Below are 12,644 nucleotides of genomic sequence, written 5' to 3'. Positions count from 1 at the left end.
ATCCGTCAACTCAACGAATCAGAACCAACCGCGTCGATGCAAGCCTATCCGCGCACAGGTCTCATATAAGCCCCGCGCATCCCGGCTAAACAGAAACTCCTGAAACCCGACAAAAGCCGCGCGAATACCAGGCGCGGCGCCCAACTCCGCCGTGGCGTCCGCCAGCGTCCGGGTATCGCAGCTCCAGCAGCCGGGCGAGCTTGTCCTGGTGCAGTTCCTCCACGCCCTGGGCCACATACTGGCCCATCACGAAGTCCAGGAACGCCTGGAGCTTGGCGTCGTACGGGGGTAAAATTTCGCCCGCTGCTTCTCCGCACGCTCGGCGCGGGTGATGGGTGGCAGCGCGAAGGCGATGTAAGCCAGAATGTCGAACACATCGCTCTTCTGGGCGTCTATCACCTTGCCCATTTCGGCCAACTGCTCGCCGCCGAAGCCCCGCTCGGCCATACGATTACACTGCGACAGGACAAAGGCCGAGAGAAGGCTGCTGTAATGACGATCCCTGTGCATCCTGTCCTGAAAGCGGCTCTGGATGCCGCCCCGAAAAACGCAGTGACAATTTGCACGCGGACGGACGGTCATGCCTGGAAAAAAGATCACTTCGCTCACGTCTATTCAGAGACCCGGATCAAGCTGGGTTTGGCGAATGACGTTCACTTCCACGGACTCCGCCATAGCTCCGCTTCGCATATGGCAGAGGCTGGGGCCAGCGATGGCCAGATTCAGGCCATCACCGGCCACAAAACCCGGGCAATGGTCGAGCGTTATACGGCGGGAGCTAAACAGAAAATTTTGGCAAAAGGCGCGATCACCCACCTGCCGCGAAAACGCATCAGGAACAAAACTGCCTAACCGCTCTCGGAAAAGTGCCTAACTTTCTTGAGGGCGAGGCCAAAACCGCCTCTAACCCCTTGAAAGAATTGGTGAGCCCGGTGGGGGTCGAACCCACGGCCATTCGATTAAAAGTCGAATGCTCTACCACTGAGCTACAGGCTCTCCGTGCAGGGGGTGAACCAGATTTGCCCCCTGCAAGTCAATAGACGCCAGCGGGTTCCTGATCCGTTTTACCGGCAAAGCCAGAAAAAACCTGATCAGGCGCCCGGATTGGCCTTAAGCGGCCAAGGTCATCTTGATGATCGAATCGGGGTCGTTCACCTTGCCGCTCTGCGGGTCGCCCTTTTTGATCTGCTGCACAAAGTCCATGCCGGCGGTAACCTGGCCCACGATGGTGTAGTTGCCGTCAAGGAAGGTGGCTGGGGCGAAGCAGATGAAGAACTGGCTGTTGGCGGAATTGGGGTCCGAGGTGCGGGCCATGCCCACCGCGCCGGTGAGGAAGCTGGCGTCCTGCGTGAATTCAGCGGGCAGGTTGGGCAGGTCGGAGCCGCCCATGCCGGTGTTGGAGGCATCGCCGGTCTGCGCCATGAAGCCGGCGATGACGCGGAAGAATTTGCAGCCATTGTAGTAACCCTGGGTGGTCAGGGTGCGCAGGCGCTCGGCGGCCTTGGGCGCCAGGTCGGGGCGCAGCTCAATGGTCACTGTGCCGTATTTGAGCTCCATCAGCAGGGTGTTGGAGACGGTCTCGGCGGCGGCGGGTTCGGTCATGGCAAGTTCCGTTAAAAAAGGGGTTGCAGCGGCAGTGCTGATGAGGGTCCGGCGTTTTAACATGGTTATTTCCTCAGTTTGGCAAGGGTGCGTTCCAGCGTGAGTTTGGGGACGAAAGAGGAAATATCCCCACCCAGCAGGGCAATATCCTTCACGAAGCGCGAAGAGATGAACTGATGGCGCTCGCTGGCCATGAGAAATACCGTCTCAATGCCCGCATCCAGCCGATAGTTCATTCCCGCCATCTGGAATTCATAGTCGAAGTCCGACACCGCGCGCAGGCCGCGCACGATCATCTTCGCGCCGAGTTTCTGCGCAAAGGCGATCAACAACGTGTCGAAGGCGCGCACCTCGATAAGGGTGCCGGTTTTCTCGGCGATCGGCGCCACCTCATCCTCGATCAGCGCGATCCGCTCATCAAGATTGAAAATCGGGTCTTTGCCGGCATTGATGCCAAGCCCGATCACCAGCCGGTCCACCAGCGGCGCGGCGCGGCTGATGATGTCCAGATGCCCGTTTGTCACGGGGTCGAAGGTGCCGGGGTAAAGCGCGACGCGGGGTTCAGGCATCCACGGTCTCCTGTTCCAGTACGGGGAAAACGCTGGTGACGCGTTCATCGTCATCAAGGCGGAAGAGTGTCACGCCCATGACCGAACGGCCGGTAATGCGCACCTGGTCCACCGGCACGCGGATCAGCCGCCCGCCGTCGGTCACCAGCATCACGTCGTCGCCCTCGCGCACCTGGAAGCTGGCAGCCACCGCCTTGCCGTTGCGCTTGGCGCTGAGCGTGATGTTGGCAATGCCCTGGCCGCCGCGGCCGGTGACGCGGTATTCATAGGCCGAGGAGCGCTTGCCAAAGCCGGAATCGGTGACGGTGAGCAAAATCTCCTCCGCCGCCGCCAGTTCCTCGATTCGTGACTCGGAGAGAGCGATATCAGCCACCGCCTCGTCGCTCTCGCCTGCCTCGGCCTCCTCATCGCCCATACGGCGTTGCGCGGAGGCATATTTGAGATATGCGGCGCGTTCGTCCGGCGTGGCTTCGACATGGCGCAGCACCGAGAGGCTCATCACCTCATCGTCCTTGGCAAGTTTAATGCCGCGCACGCCAGCGGAATCACGCCCCGTGAACACGCGCAGGTTATCGTCGGTGATCTGGAAGCGGATACAGCGGCCAAGCTTGCTCGCGAGGAACACATCGTCGCCATCGCGGCAGGTGGCAACACCGATAAGGCGGTCGCCCTCGTCCAGCTTCATCGCAATCAGCCCGGATGCGCGCACGTTCTTGAAGTCGGCAAGCTTGTTGCGCCGCACGCCGCCGCTCGCGGTGGCGAAGACGAGGTGCAGATTTTCCCACAAGGTTTCATCCTGCGGCAGCGGCAGCACGGCGGTGATCTCATCCTTGCCCAGCTCGGGCAGCAGGTTGATGAGCGCGCGCCCCTTGGCGGTCGTGGTCGCTTCCGGCAGGCGCCAGACTTTCTCGCGGAAGGCCTTGCCGCCGGAGGAGAAGAACAGCACATATTGATGCGTATGCGCATTGAAACTGCGCGTCACCACATCATCACCTCGCGTGGAGGTCGCCGAGCGCCCGCGCCCGCCGCGATTTTGCGCGCGGAACACATCGAGCGGCGTGCGCTTGATGAAACCGTCGCGCGTGATGGTGACAACCATCTGCCCGGGTTCGATCAGGGCTTCGTCATCCTGGTCGGTCTCGAAATTCTCGATGCTGGAGCGGCGCGGATTGGCGATTTTCGCGCGCGCGGCCACAAGCTCCTCACGCATGACCTCCAGGCGGCGGATACGCGAGCCTATGATGTCCAGCAATTCAGTGATACGCGCCGCAACCTCGGTCAGCTCGGCCTGGATTTTGTCGCGCTCCAGCCCGGTGAGGCGGGCCAGGCGCAGCTCCAGAATGCCGCGCGCCTGTGCATCGGTCAGGCGCATGGTTTTTTCGGGCGTGATGGTGTTGCCCACATCATCGATCAACGCCAGCAACGGCGCCACATCTTCCGCCGGCCAGTGACGCTCCATGAGCGCCGCGCGGGCGGTGTTGGAATCCGGGCTGCCGCGGATGATCCTGATGACTTCATCGATGTTCGCAACGGCGGTGGCGAGGCCGATGAGCAGATGGGCGCGGTCGCGCGCCTTGTTCAGCTCGAAGCGGGCGCGCCGCAGGATCACCTCTTCCCGGAACTCGATGAACAGGCCAAGCAGTTCCTTGAGGCCCATCTGGCGGGGCTTGCCCCGGTCGAGCGCCAGCATGTTGATGCCGAAGCTGGTTTGCAGATTGGTGTAGCGGTAGAGATGGTTCAGCACCACCTCGGCGGTGGCGTCGCGCTTCAGCTCGATGACAATGCGCATGCCGTCGCGGTCGCTCTCGTCGCGCAGATCGGCGATGCCTTCAATATCCTTCGCGCGCACCAGCTCGGCGATGCGCTCCAGCAGCGCGGATTTGTTCACCTGATACGGGATCTCGGTGACCACGATGGCGTCGCGGTCCTTACGGATTTGCTCGATCCCGGCGCGCGCGCGGATGGTGATGGAGCCGCGCCCTGTCTCGAATGCGGAACGAATCCCCGAGCGGCCCAAAATAATACCAGCGGTCGGGAAATCCGGGCCGGGGACGATCTGCATCAATTCTTCGAGCGTGATCTCCGGGTTGGCGATCAGCGCCAGCGTGGCATCCATGATCTCGGCCGGGTTATGCGGCGGAATATTGGTCGCCATGCCGACGGCGATGCCGTTGGAGCCGTTGATGAGCAGGTTGGGGAAGGCGGCCGGCAGCACGCGCGGCTCGGTCTCGCTCTCGTCGTAGTTCGGCTGGAAATCGACCGTGTCCTTGTCGATATCGGCCAGCAGCAGCATCGCCGCCGGGTCCAGCCGCATCTCGGTGTAACGCATGGCGGCGGGCATATCGCCGTCGATGGAGCCGAAATTGCCCTGGCCGTCGATCAGCGGCAGGCGCATCGAAAAATCCTGCGCCATGCGCACGGCGGCCAGATAAATCGCGCTGTCGCCGTGCGGATGGTAGGTACCCATCACGTCACCGGTCATGCGCGCGGATTTGCGGTAGGGCTTGTCGGGCGTGTTGCCCGCCTCGTTCATGGCGTAAAGGATGCGCCGGTGTACCGGCTTCAGCCCGTCGCGCGCATCAGGCAGGGCGCGCGAGACGATGACGGACATGGCATAATCGAGATACGATTTGCGCATCTCCTGCTCAATGGCCACAGGCTCCGTACCGCGCAGCGGCAATGGTTCCGCGCCGGATTCGCCGGTCATATCGCTCATGTCAGATCAGGTTGCGGATGGCGGCGGCGAAAGACTCGCCGGACCGGTGGTAACAGACTGAGATCATTAAGAATTTTATCCTGAGTTCAGGCCGGTTCATAGCATAAACCTGTCATATTTACAAACCGGGCCGGGCCGCCTGCCGCCGCGTCTCCAACCGGCAGGCCCGCAAAATCGCGCGCAGATCCGCCAGCGCCACATCCAAATCGTGGTTCTCGACGATATAGTCGAACTCCCCGGCATGCGAGATTTCCGCCTCGGCATGTTTCATGCGCTCCTCCACCTGCTCCGGCGCGTCGCCGCGCTTGGTCAGCCGGTGGTGCAACACCTCCAGCGAGGGCGGCTTGATGAACACGCCCACCACATCGCCCGGCATGGCCGCGCGCAGCTGGTGAAAGCCTTGCCAGTCAATATCGAACATCACATCCTGCCCGGCGCTCAGCGCCGCCTCCACCGGGCCGCGCGGCGTGCCGTAGGAGCGGCCGAACACGCGGGCATATTCCAGCAGATCGCCCGCCGCCGCCATTTCATCAAACCGCTCCTGGCTGATGAAATAATAATGCTTGCCCTCTTTCTCGCCGGGGCGGCGCGCCCGCGTGGTCACGCTTACCGAGAGCGAGAGCGCATCATCTTGCTCCAGCAGCGCGCGCGAGAGCGTGGTTTTGCCCGCCCCCGAGGGCGCGGCCAGCACCAGGCAAAGCCCGCGCCGGTTACTCAATGTTCTGCACCTGCTCGCGCAGCTGCTCAATCGCGGCCTTTAGCGAAAGCCCGATGGAGGTGAGCGCCAGCGAAGTGGATTTGCTGCATAGCGTATTCGCCTCGCGGTTGAACTCCTGCATCAAAAAATCAAGCTTGCGCCCGATACCCGCCCCTTCGGCCAGCAGCGCGCGCGCGGCGCCGATATGCGCTTGCAGCCGGTCCAGCTCTTCGCGCACGTCCGATTTTGTCGTCAGCAGCGCGATTTCCTGAGCGATCCGCTCCTCCGGCAACGCCGGTGTGGCACCCAGAATCTCCGCCAGCTGCGCGGTCAGCCGGGCCTTGTGCAGGGCCGGCTGCGTCGCGGCCTCCACCGCGGCGGCGGCGTGCAGCGCCTCGATCTCGCCCAGCAGCGCCGCGGCAATACCAGCCAACCGCGCCCCCTCGCCTTCCCGCGCCTCCGCCAGCTGCGCCAGCGCCTCGGCAAACCCCGCCTGCACGGCGGCGGCCAGGGCGGCCTGTTCCTCCTCGGTATCATCCTGCGCGGAGACACTGCGCATCACGCCCGGCAGCCCCAGCAGCAGCTCGGCACGCGGCGGCAACGCGCCGGGGATATTATCCGCCAGATCAATCGCCAGCTCCTTGATCCGCTCCAGCACCGCGAGATCAGGCATCATGCCCGAGACCGCATCGCGCTTTAGGGTAAGCGTACCGGAAACATTCCCGCGCTTCAGCCGCTTGGCGGCCAGGTCACGCAGGGGGAACTCCAGCGCGTCCAACCCGCCGGGCAGGCGGAGCTTGATATCCAGCCCCTTGCCGTTGACGCTGCGCAGCTCCCATACCCAGGAGACGGGGCCGGCCTGCCCGTGGGTGCGCGAGAAGCCGGTCATCGAGGCGATTGAGGTTTTTGCGTTCATAGGCTGGCCTCTTAGCAGGAGGCTGCTACGCTGCCCATATGCAGTATCAGACCATCGCGATCACCGGGGCATCCAGCGGGCTGGGGCAGGCCCTTGCCCTGGGCTACGCCGCACCCGGCGTCACGCTGCACCTGGCCGGGCGCAATGTTGCGCGCCTCGCCCAAACCGCCGCCGCCGCGCAGGCCAAGGGCGCGCGGGTCACGCAAACCATCGCTGATGTCACCGACCGCGCCGCGATGGCTGACTGGGTGGCGGGGCTGGAAGAACTTGACCTGATGATCGCCAATGCCGGGGTCTCCGCCGGGCCGGGCCGGGCCCACCGTGAGCGGGACGAGCAGATCCGCCGCGTGTTCGCGACCGACCTGGATGGCGTGTTCAACACCATTTTGCCCGCGATGGCGCGCAAAACGCCACGCATCGCCATTATCGGCTCCATCGCCGGGCTGATCGCGCTGCCCACCTCCCCCGCCTATAGCGCCGCCAAGGCCGCGCTGGACTGCTGGGTGCGCGCCGCCGCCCCAGGTGCCGCGCGCGAGGGCATCGCCTTAACCCTGGTGCGCCCCGGCTTCATCCGCACACCGATGACCGCGCAAAATCCCTATCCCATGCCGGGCATGCTCGATGCCGGCGAAGCCGCACGGCGGATCATCAGGGGCATCGCGGCCGGGCGCGCCTTCATCACTTTTCCCTGGTGGTTCGCCGCCCTGGCCCGGGTGGCCAATCTGGCGCCGAAATCGCTGTTCGCCCGCGTACCGGGAAAGCCTTCGCAAACCTGAGCCCCACCCGTTTGAGGGCGCCGGAGGGCTTGGGTGCATTTCGTTAATTATCTGATTCTTAATGATTTTATCACAAAAATTCACTATACAACCCGGATGTGGCCGCCTAAATGAGCGCCGCAACCTTGGGGTATCCATGATGACAACAAAGACATCCTACGGGTTTATCCTGTGGGCCGTGCCGCGCTTCCACCGGCCTGCCCAAATAACGCCGAACCTGAACGCTGCCGCGCCACAAGTGAACCCGCTGTTCGCCGCCGCGCGGGCGATTGAAGTTGCCACCGCGCCGGCGCCCGGCAAAACAACCGCCAGCCTCACCGAGGCCAGCGACTGCCAATACGCGTATCACTAACCTCTTAGTTTAGGCCGCCAGCGCGGCATCCAGCGCGGCGCGCAGGCGCGGGTCATCAGCGCCCACATCCGGCGTGAACCGCGCGACAACTTCACCATTACGGCCAACCACGAATTTCTCGAAATTCCATAGCACCTCGGGCGCCGGGTTGGTGGCGATGCCAAAGCCTTCAAGCCGGGTGCGGAAGGCATCCCCGCCCTCAGCCTGCGGCTTGGCCGCGGTCAGCGCCTCATATAACGGATGCTTGCCCTCACCCACCACCGAGACTTTGCTGAACAGCGGGAATTCGACATTGTAGGTGGTGCTGCAGAAGCTCGCGATCTCCGCCTCGCTCCCCGGTTCCTGCTCCTTGAAATTATTCGCGGGGAAGCCCAGCACTTCCAGCCCGGCATCACGCTTCTCAGCATAGAGCTTCTGCAGGCCCTCATACTGCGGGGTCAGCCCGCATTTGGAGGCGACATTCACCACCAGCAGCACCTTGCCCTTATAATCGCCAAGGTTTGTGGCCTTGCCATCGATGCTTTTCAACGGAATGTCATAAATCGCGTCCGCCATACTGTTCCCCTTCATGATGTTATATTACGCGCGGCTGGTTCAAGCCGCCGCAGGCGATACATATTGCCTCGGGGCGGATTTTCAATGCTCGCACCCGCCGGGGCGGCCCTTGCCAGCGCCCGCCGCTATCTGCGAAATGATCGTATGCCCGAAAACCGGCCAAGTTCCGTAAGCGCTGAGCTGATTGCCGTTTTGGTGGCGGTCACCGCCGGCACGCCGCGCGTGCTGACCATCGCTGACGGCACCTCCCTGCCCTCAGGCCCGCTCTCGCCGGAGCATCGCTCGCTGCAGGCGGGCACGCGCTCATGGGTGGAGCGGCAGACGCACCACCCGCTGGGCTATGTCGAACAGCTCTACACATTCGCCGATAACGACCGCAACGCCGCCCTTGGCGGCTTCGGCCGGGCGATCTCCATCTCCTACCTGGCGCTGACCCGCGAACAGCCAAAAACCCTGGAGGGTGGCGCAAGCTGGCGCGACTGGTACGATTATTTTCCCTGGGAGGACCACCGCCAGGGCGCGGATCTGCCCCCCCCCTCCCCGCCGCGCTGCGCGCCTGGGCCCTGGCCGGCGCAAGCCCGGCGGAGCGCCGCGCGCGCAAACAACGCGCCGCGATCGCCTTTGGCCTGGAAGGCCGGCGCTGGAACGAGGAGCTGGTGCTGCAACGCTACGAGCTGCTCTATGAGGCCGGGCTGGTGGCCGAGGCCGCGCGCGACGGCATTGCCTGCCACACCACCCCAGCCCCCCGGCTGGGCCAAGCCATGCGCCAGGACCACCGGCGGATCCTGGCCACCGGCATCGCCCGGCTGCGCGCCAAAATCACCTATCGCCCGGTGGTGTTTGAGCTGATGCCGCCCAACTTCACCCTGCTGGACCTGCAACGCAGCGTCGAGGCCCTGGCCGGACAGCTCCTGCACAAGCAGAATTTCCGCCGCCTGGTCGAGCAACAGGAGCTGGTCGAGGAAACCGGCCAGATGGCCGAAGCCACCGGCGGGCGCCCCGCCAAGCTGTTCAGGTTCCGCGCCGATATCCTCCAGGAACGCGCCTACGCCGGCACCAAGCCCCCGCTCGCCCGCGCTTGACGAGTTATGCTCATGCTTAGTATAAGGGGATGCACAACCGGGCGGCTGCCCGTTTTTTTCTGACTCATTTATGCTCATTATGAGCATTACTGGATGTATCATGCCGTTGGACCTAACCCAGCTCTACCAGCGCGTCAGCCGCGTGATCCCCCCCGTCGAATGGGCGCTGTTCTCGCCTGATATCGAGGCGATCAACCGCCTCAAGCGCGAGCGCAACGCTGTGATTCTGGCGCATAACTACCAAACACCAGAAATTTTCCACGGCGTTGCGGATATCGTGGGCGACAGCCTGCTGCTGGCGCGCGAGGCGATGAACGTCGATGCCGACGTGATCGTGCTGGCCGGTGTGCATTTCATGGCGGAAACCGCGAAACTGCTGAACCCTACAAAGACCGTGCTGATCCCCGACACGCGCGCGGGCTGCTCGCTCGCCGATAGCATCACCGCTGACGACATCAAGCTCCTGCGCCAGCGCCACCCCGGCGTGCCGGTGGTCGCCTATGTGAACACCTCGGCGGCGGTGAAGGCAGAATCCGATATCTGCTGCACCTCGGGCAATGCGAAAAAAATCGTCGAGAGCCTGGGCGTGCCGGAAGTCATCATGCTGCCCGACGAATATCTGGCGCAGAACATCGCGGCGCAGACCAATGTGAAAATCATCACCTGGGCCGGGCATTGCGAAGTACACGAGCGCTTCAACCCGCAGGAGATCGCCGATCTGCGCGCTGCCCACCCCGGTATCACCGTGCTCGCGCACCCCGAATGCCCGCCGGAAGTGGTCGCGGTCTCCGATTTTGCAGGCTCCACCGCCGCCATGAGCGATTATGTCGCGCGCGAAAAACCCGCCCGCGTGGTGCTGATCACCGAATGTTCGATGAGTGACAACGTCGCTATCGGCCATCCGGGCACCGAGTTTATCCGCCCCTGCAACCTCTGCCCGCACATGAAGCGCATCACGCTGCCGAACATCCGCGCATGCCTGGAGACAATGCAGACACAGGTGGAAATTGAACCAGCCCTGATGGAACGCGCGCGTCAGTCTGTCGAGCGTATGCTCGCCGTTAAATGAGCGCGCCGCACGCCAGCCCGGTCATCATCGGCGCCGGCGCGGCGGGGTTGATGGCGGCGCTCTGCCTGGCGCCGCGCCCGGTTGTGCTGCTCTGCGGCGGCGCGCTGGGGGTTGAGACGGCGAGCGGCTGGGCGCAGGGCGGCATCGCCGCCGCCGTCGGGCCTGACGATGATTTTGCCCTGCACACGCAGGACACCTTAAGTGCTGGCGCCGGACTCTGTGACGCCGCGGTGGCCCGGCGGATCATCGAGGCCGGCCCTTGGGTGATTGAGTTTCTCACCCGCCACGGCGCGGATTTTGGCCGCAATGCCGACGGCACCCTGGCGCTGGGCCTGGAAGCAGCACACGCGCGCCGCCGTATCGTCCACGCCAAGGACGCGACCGGCGCCGAGGTCATGCGCGTGTTGATCAACGCCGCCCGCGCGGCGAAAAATATTACGATATCAGAACATACACAGGCAGCCGGGCTTGCCGTGCACGACAACCGCCTTTGCGCCGTGAATGCCGCAACCCCCGCCGGCCCGCTGACCATCCCCACCGATTGCGCGGTGATCGCCACCGGCGGCGTGGGCGGGTTGTTCGCGCATACCACCAACCCGCTGCACGCCACCGGCGCCGGGCTGGCGCTGGCGGCGCGCGCCGGGGCGAATTTGCGCGACATGGAATTCGTGCAGTTCCACCCCACGGCTCTGGCCTGCGGGTTGGACCCGATGCCCCTGGTGAGCGAGGCCGTGCGCGGCGAAGGCGCCGTGTTCATCGATAACGCGGGTGCGCGCTTCATGCAGGGGGGCGACCTCGCCGCGCGCGATATCGTCGCGCGCGCGGTGGCTGCAAAATACGCTGAGGATGACAGTGTTTTTCTCGATGCCCGCACTGTATCGCCGGAGAAATTCCCCGGCATTTTCAGCACCTGCCGCGCACAGGGGATCGACCCCGCCACCCAGCCGATTCCGGTGCGCCCCGCCGCGCATTATCACATGGGCGGCATTGCGGTGAACGCCGATTGCGAAAGCAGCGTGGCGGGCCTGTTCGCCTGTGGCGAAGCCGCCGCAACCGGGCTGCACGGCGCCAACCGCCTGGCCAGCAATTCTCTGCTGGAGGCAATGGTCACAGGGCGGATCGCGGCACAGGCGATCAGCGGGCGGACAATACACACCAGCAAAGCCACGCCAGCCTTACTGCAGATTCCCGAAGCCTCGCCCCTTGTTAGAGAAATTTGTAGTCAATATCTTGGTATTTACCGCAATGCGCGGGGGCTTCAATCCGCCATTGCGCAATTGCGGCCGCTCGCGGCGCATTCCGGCCCGGCCCTGGTCGCGCTGCTCATGGCGCTCTCGGCCCTGCGCCGGCGCGAGAGCCGCGGCGCGCATACCCGCACCGATTTCCCCGGCACCGATGCGGCGCAGGCAATTTCCTCCACCATCAATCTCTCCGACCTCACCGCAACAGGACTGGCCGCATGATCCCGTATCTTCTCGTTGAACAGGCCGTGCGCGCCGGATTGCTGGAAGACCTTGGCCGCGCCGGGGATATTACCACCGAGGCTGTCGTCCCATCCGAGCGTCGGGCGGTCTGCACCTTGGTCGCGCGCGATCCCGGTGTGGTCGCGGGGCTGGATTTTGCCCGCGCCGCTTTCGCCATGGTGGACCCTTCGGTCAACTTCAATGTCCGGCTGCCCGATGCCTCGCGCGTCGCCCCCGGCGAGGTGATTGCTGAAATCTCCGGCTCCGCGCGAGGAATTTTAACCGGCGAACGTGTCGCGCTGAATTTCCTTGGCCCGCTTTCGGGCATCGCCACCGCCACACGCGGCATTGCCGACGCCATAAAACACACCAAGGCGCGCATCACCTGCACACGCAAAACCACGCCGGGGCTGCGCTTCGCGCAGAAATATGCCGTGCGTTGCGGCGGCGGCGCCAATCACCGCTTCGGCCTTGATGATGCAATTCTCATCAAGGATAACCACATCGCCCTCGCCGGGGGCATTATCCCCGCCCTGCGTGCCGCCAAACGAATGGCCGGGCATCTGGTGAAAATTGAAATCGAGGTGGATACGCTGGAACAATTGCAGGAGGTCCTGCGTGAGGGCGCGGATGCCGTGCTGCTGGACAATATGGATACCACGCAGCTTCGCCAGGCCGTGGCGATGATCGATGGCAAAGCCATTGCCGAGGCTTCAGGAAGAATCACCCCAGCGAGCGCCGCCGGCATCGCCGAGACCGGGGTAGACCTGATCTCCGCCGGCTGGCTGACCCATAGCGCGAAGGTGCTGGATATCGGCCTCGATTTTGTGCGCGTGAGCTGACATAC

15 protein-coding genes and 1 tRNA gene are annotated in these 12,644 nt (G+C 64.0%); 7 read left to right on the top strand and 9 right to left on the bottom strand.

Features of this window, described 5'->3' with window-relative positions:
* Positions 1–85: 85 nt before the first annotated feature.
* A complete protein-coding gene (locus QQJ84_RS18145; RefSeq protein WP_284259742.1) occupies positions 86–247 on the bottom strand; it encodes a hypothetical protein in 162 nt (53 codons plus the stop codon).
* Positions 247–447 carry a type I restriction-modification enzyme R subunit C-terminal domain-containing protein gene (locus QQJ84_RS18140; protein ID WP_284259741.1) on the bottom strand — a complete coding sequence of 67 codons (201 nt, stop codon included), beginning with the start codon at positions 445–447 and terminating at the stop codon, positions 247–249. The genes QQJ84_RS18145 and QQJ84_RS18140 overlap by 1 nt, the downstream gene beginning before the upstream one ends.
* On the opposite strand from QQJ84_RS18140, the gene QQJ84_RS18135 reads away from it, so the two are divergent.
* The gene (locus QQJ84_RS18135) at positions 376–852 is read left to right on the top strand and encodes a tyrosine-type recombinase/integrase (RefSeq protein WP_408862243.1); all 477 of its coding nucleotides are present in this window, start codon (positions 376–378) and stop codon (positions 850–852) included. The two genes, QQJ84_RS18140 and QQJ84_RS18135, sit on opposite strands and share 72 nt — an antisense overlap.
* Before the next feature lie 69 nt (positions 853–921).
* On the opposite strand, the gene QQJ84_RS18130 is transcribed toward QQJ84_RS18135, so the two are convergent.
* The 6 genes from QQJ84_RS18130 to QQJ84_RS18105 form a co-directional block, all read right to left on the bottom strand.
* Positions 922–996, bottom strand: a tRNA-Lys gene (locus QQJ84_RS18130).
* A 114-nt stretch (positions 997–1,110) separates the two neighbouring features.
* The gene (locus QQJ84_RS18125; protein ID WP_456304818.1) at positions 1,111–1,602 is read right to left on the bottom strand and encodes a peptidylprolyl isomerase; all 492 of its coding nucleotides are present in this window, start codon (positions 1,600–1,602) and stop codon (positions 1,111–1,113) included.
* A 65-nt stretch (positions 1,603–1,667) separates the two neighbouring features.
* On the bottom strand, positions 1,668–2,171 hold the full coding sequence (gene coaD, locus QQJ84_RS18120; protein ID WP_284259738.1) for a pantetheine-phosphate adenylyltransferase: 504 nt from the start codon (positions 2,169–2,171) through the stop codon (positions 1,668–1,670).
* Positions 2,164–4,887 (bottom strand): DNA gyrase subunit A, encoded by a 2,724-nt coding sequence (gene gyrA / locus QQJ84_RS18115; RefSeq protein ID WP_284259737.1) that lies wholly within the window; start codon positions 4,885–4,887, stop codon positions 2,164–2,166. Before gyrA ends, coaD begins: the two co-directional genes overlap by 8 nt.
* A 118-nt stretch (positions 4,888–5,005) precedes the next feature.
* The gene (gene gmk / locus QQJ84_RS18110) at positions 5,006–5,605 is read right to left on the bottom strand and encodes a guanylate kinase (RefSeq protein ID WP_284259736.1); all 600 of its coding nucleotides are present in this window, start codon (positions 5,603–5,605) and stop codon (positions 5,006–5,008) included.
* A complete protein-coding gene (locus QQJ84_RS18105; protein WP_284259735.1) occupies positions 5,598–6,500 on the bottom strand; it encodes a YicC/YloC family endoribonuclease in 903 nt (300 codons plus the stop codon). The genes gmk and QQJ84_RS18105 overlap by 8 nt, the downstream gene beginning before the upstream one ends.
* Before the next feature lie 38 nt (positions 6,501–6,538).
* Between QQJ84_RS18105 and QQJ84_RS18100 the strand changes: the two genes are divergently transcribed.
* Together QQJ84_RS18100 and QQJ84_RS18095 are read left to right on the top strand one after the other, a co-directional pair.
* The gene (locus tag QQJ84_RS18100; RefSeq protein WP_284259734.1) at positions 6,539–7,276 is read left to right on the top strand and encodes an SDR family NAD(P)-dependent oxidoreductase; all 738 of its coding nucleotides are present in this window, start codon (positions 6,539–6,541) and stop codon (positions 7,274–7,276) included.
* 136 nt (positions 7,277–7,412) lie between these two features.
* The gene (locus QQJ84_RS18095) at positions 7,413–7,628 is read left to right on the top strand and encodes a hypothetical protein (protein WP_284259733.1); all 216 of its coding nucleotides are present in this window, start codon (positions 7,413–7,415) and stop codon (positions 7,626–7,628) included.
* A gap of 9 nt (positions 7,629–7,637) precedes the next feature.
* On the opposite strand, the gene QQJ84_RS18090 is transcribed toward QQJ84_RS18095, so the two are convergent.
* Positions 7,638–8,183 carry a glutathione peroxidase gene (locus QQJ84_RS18090; protein WP_284259732.1) on the bottom strand — a complete coding sequence of 182 codons (546 nt, stop codon included), beginning with the start codon at positions 8,181–8,183 and terminating at the stop codon, positions 7,638–7,640.
* A 656-nt stretch (positions 8,184–8,839) separates the two neighbouring features.
* Here QQJ84_RS18090 and QQJ84_RS19375 point away from each other — a divergent pair.
* The 4 genes from QQJ84_RS19375 (at position 8,840) to nadC (ending at position 12,639) form a co-directional block, all read left to right on the top strand.
* Entirely contained in the window at positions 8,840–9,265 is a 426-nt protein-coding gene (locus tag QQJ84_RS19375) for an NUDIX hydrolase (RefSeq protein ID WP_348522694.1), read from the top strand.
* A 100-nt stretch (positions 9,266–9,365) separates the two neighbouring features.
* On the top strand, positions 9,366–10,334 hold the full coding sequence (nadA, locus tag QQJ84_RS18080; protein ID WP_284259731.1) for a quinolinate synthase NadA: 969 nt from the start codon (positions 9,366–9,368) through the stop codon (positions 10,332–10,334).
* Positions 10,331–11,797, top strand: coding sequence for an L-aspartate oxidase (locus tag QQJ84_RS18075; RefSeq protein WP_284259730.1), 1,467 nt, complete (start codon positions 10,331–10,333; stop codon positions 11,795–11,797). The genes nadA and QQJ84_RS18075 overlap by 4 nt, the downstream gene beginning before the upstream one ends.
* Entirely contained in the window at positions 11,794–12,639 is an 846-nt protein-coding gene (nadC, locus tag QQJ84_RS18070) for a carboxylating nicotinate-nucleotide diphosphorylase (RefSeq protein WP_284259729.1), read from the top strand. Before QQJ84_RS18075 ends, nadC begins: the two co-directional genes overlap by 4 nt.
* Positions 12,640–12,644 lie beyond the last annotated feature (5 nt).

This window comes from Acidocella aquatica (genome assembly GCF_030160635.1).
GTDB lineage: Bacteria > Pseudomonadota > Alphaproteobacteria > Acetobacterales > Acetobacteraceae > Acidocella > Acidocella aquatica.
This window is presented reverse-complemented; position numbering and strand designations above follow the sequence as displayed.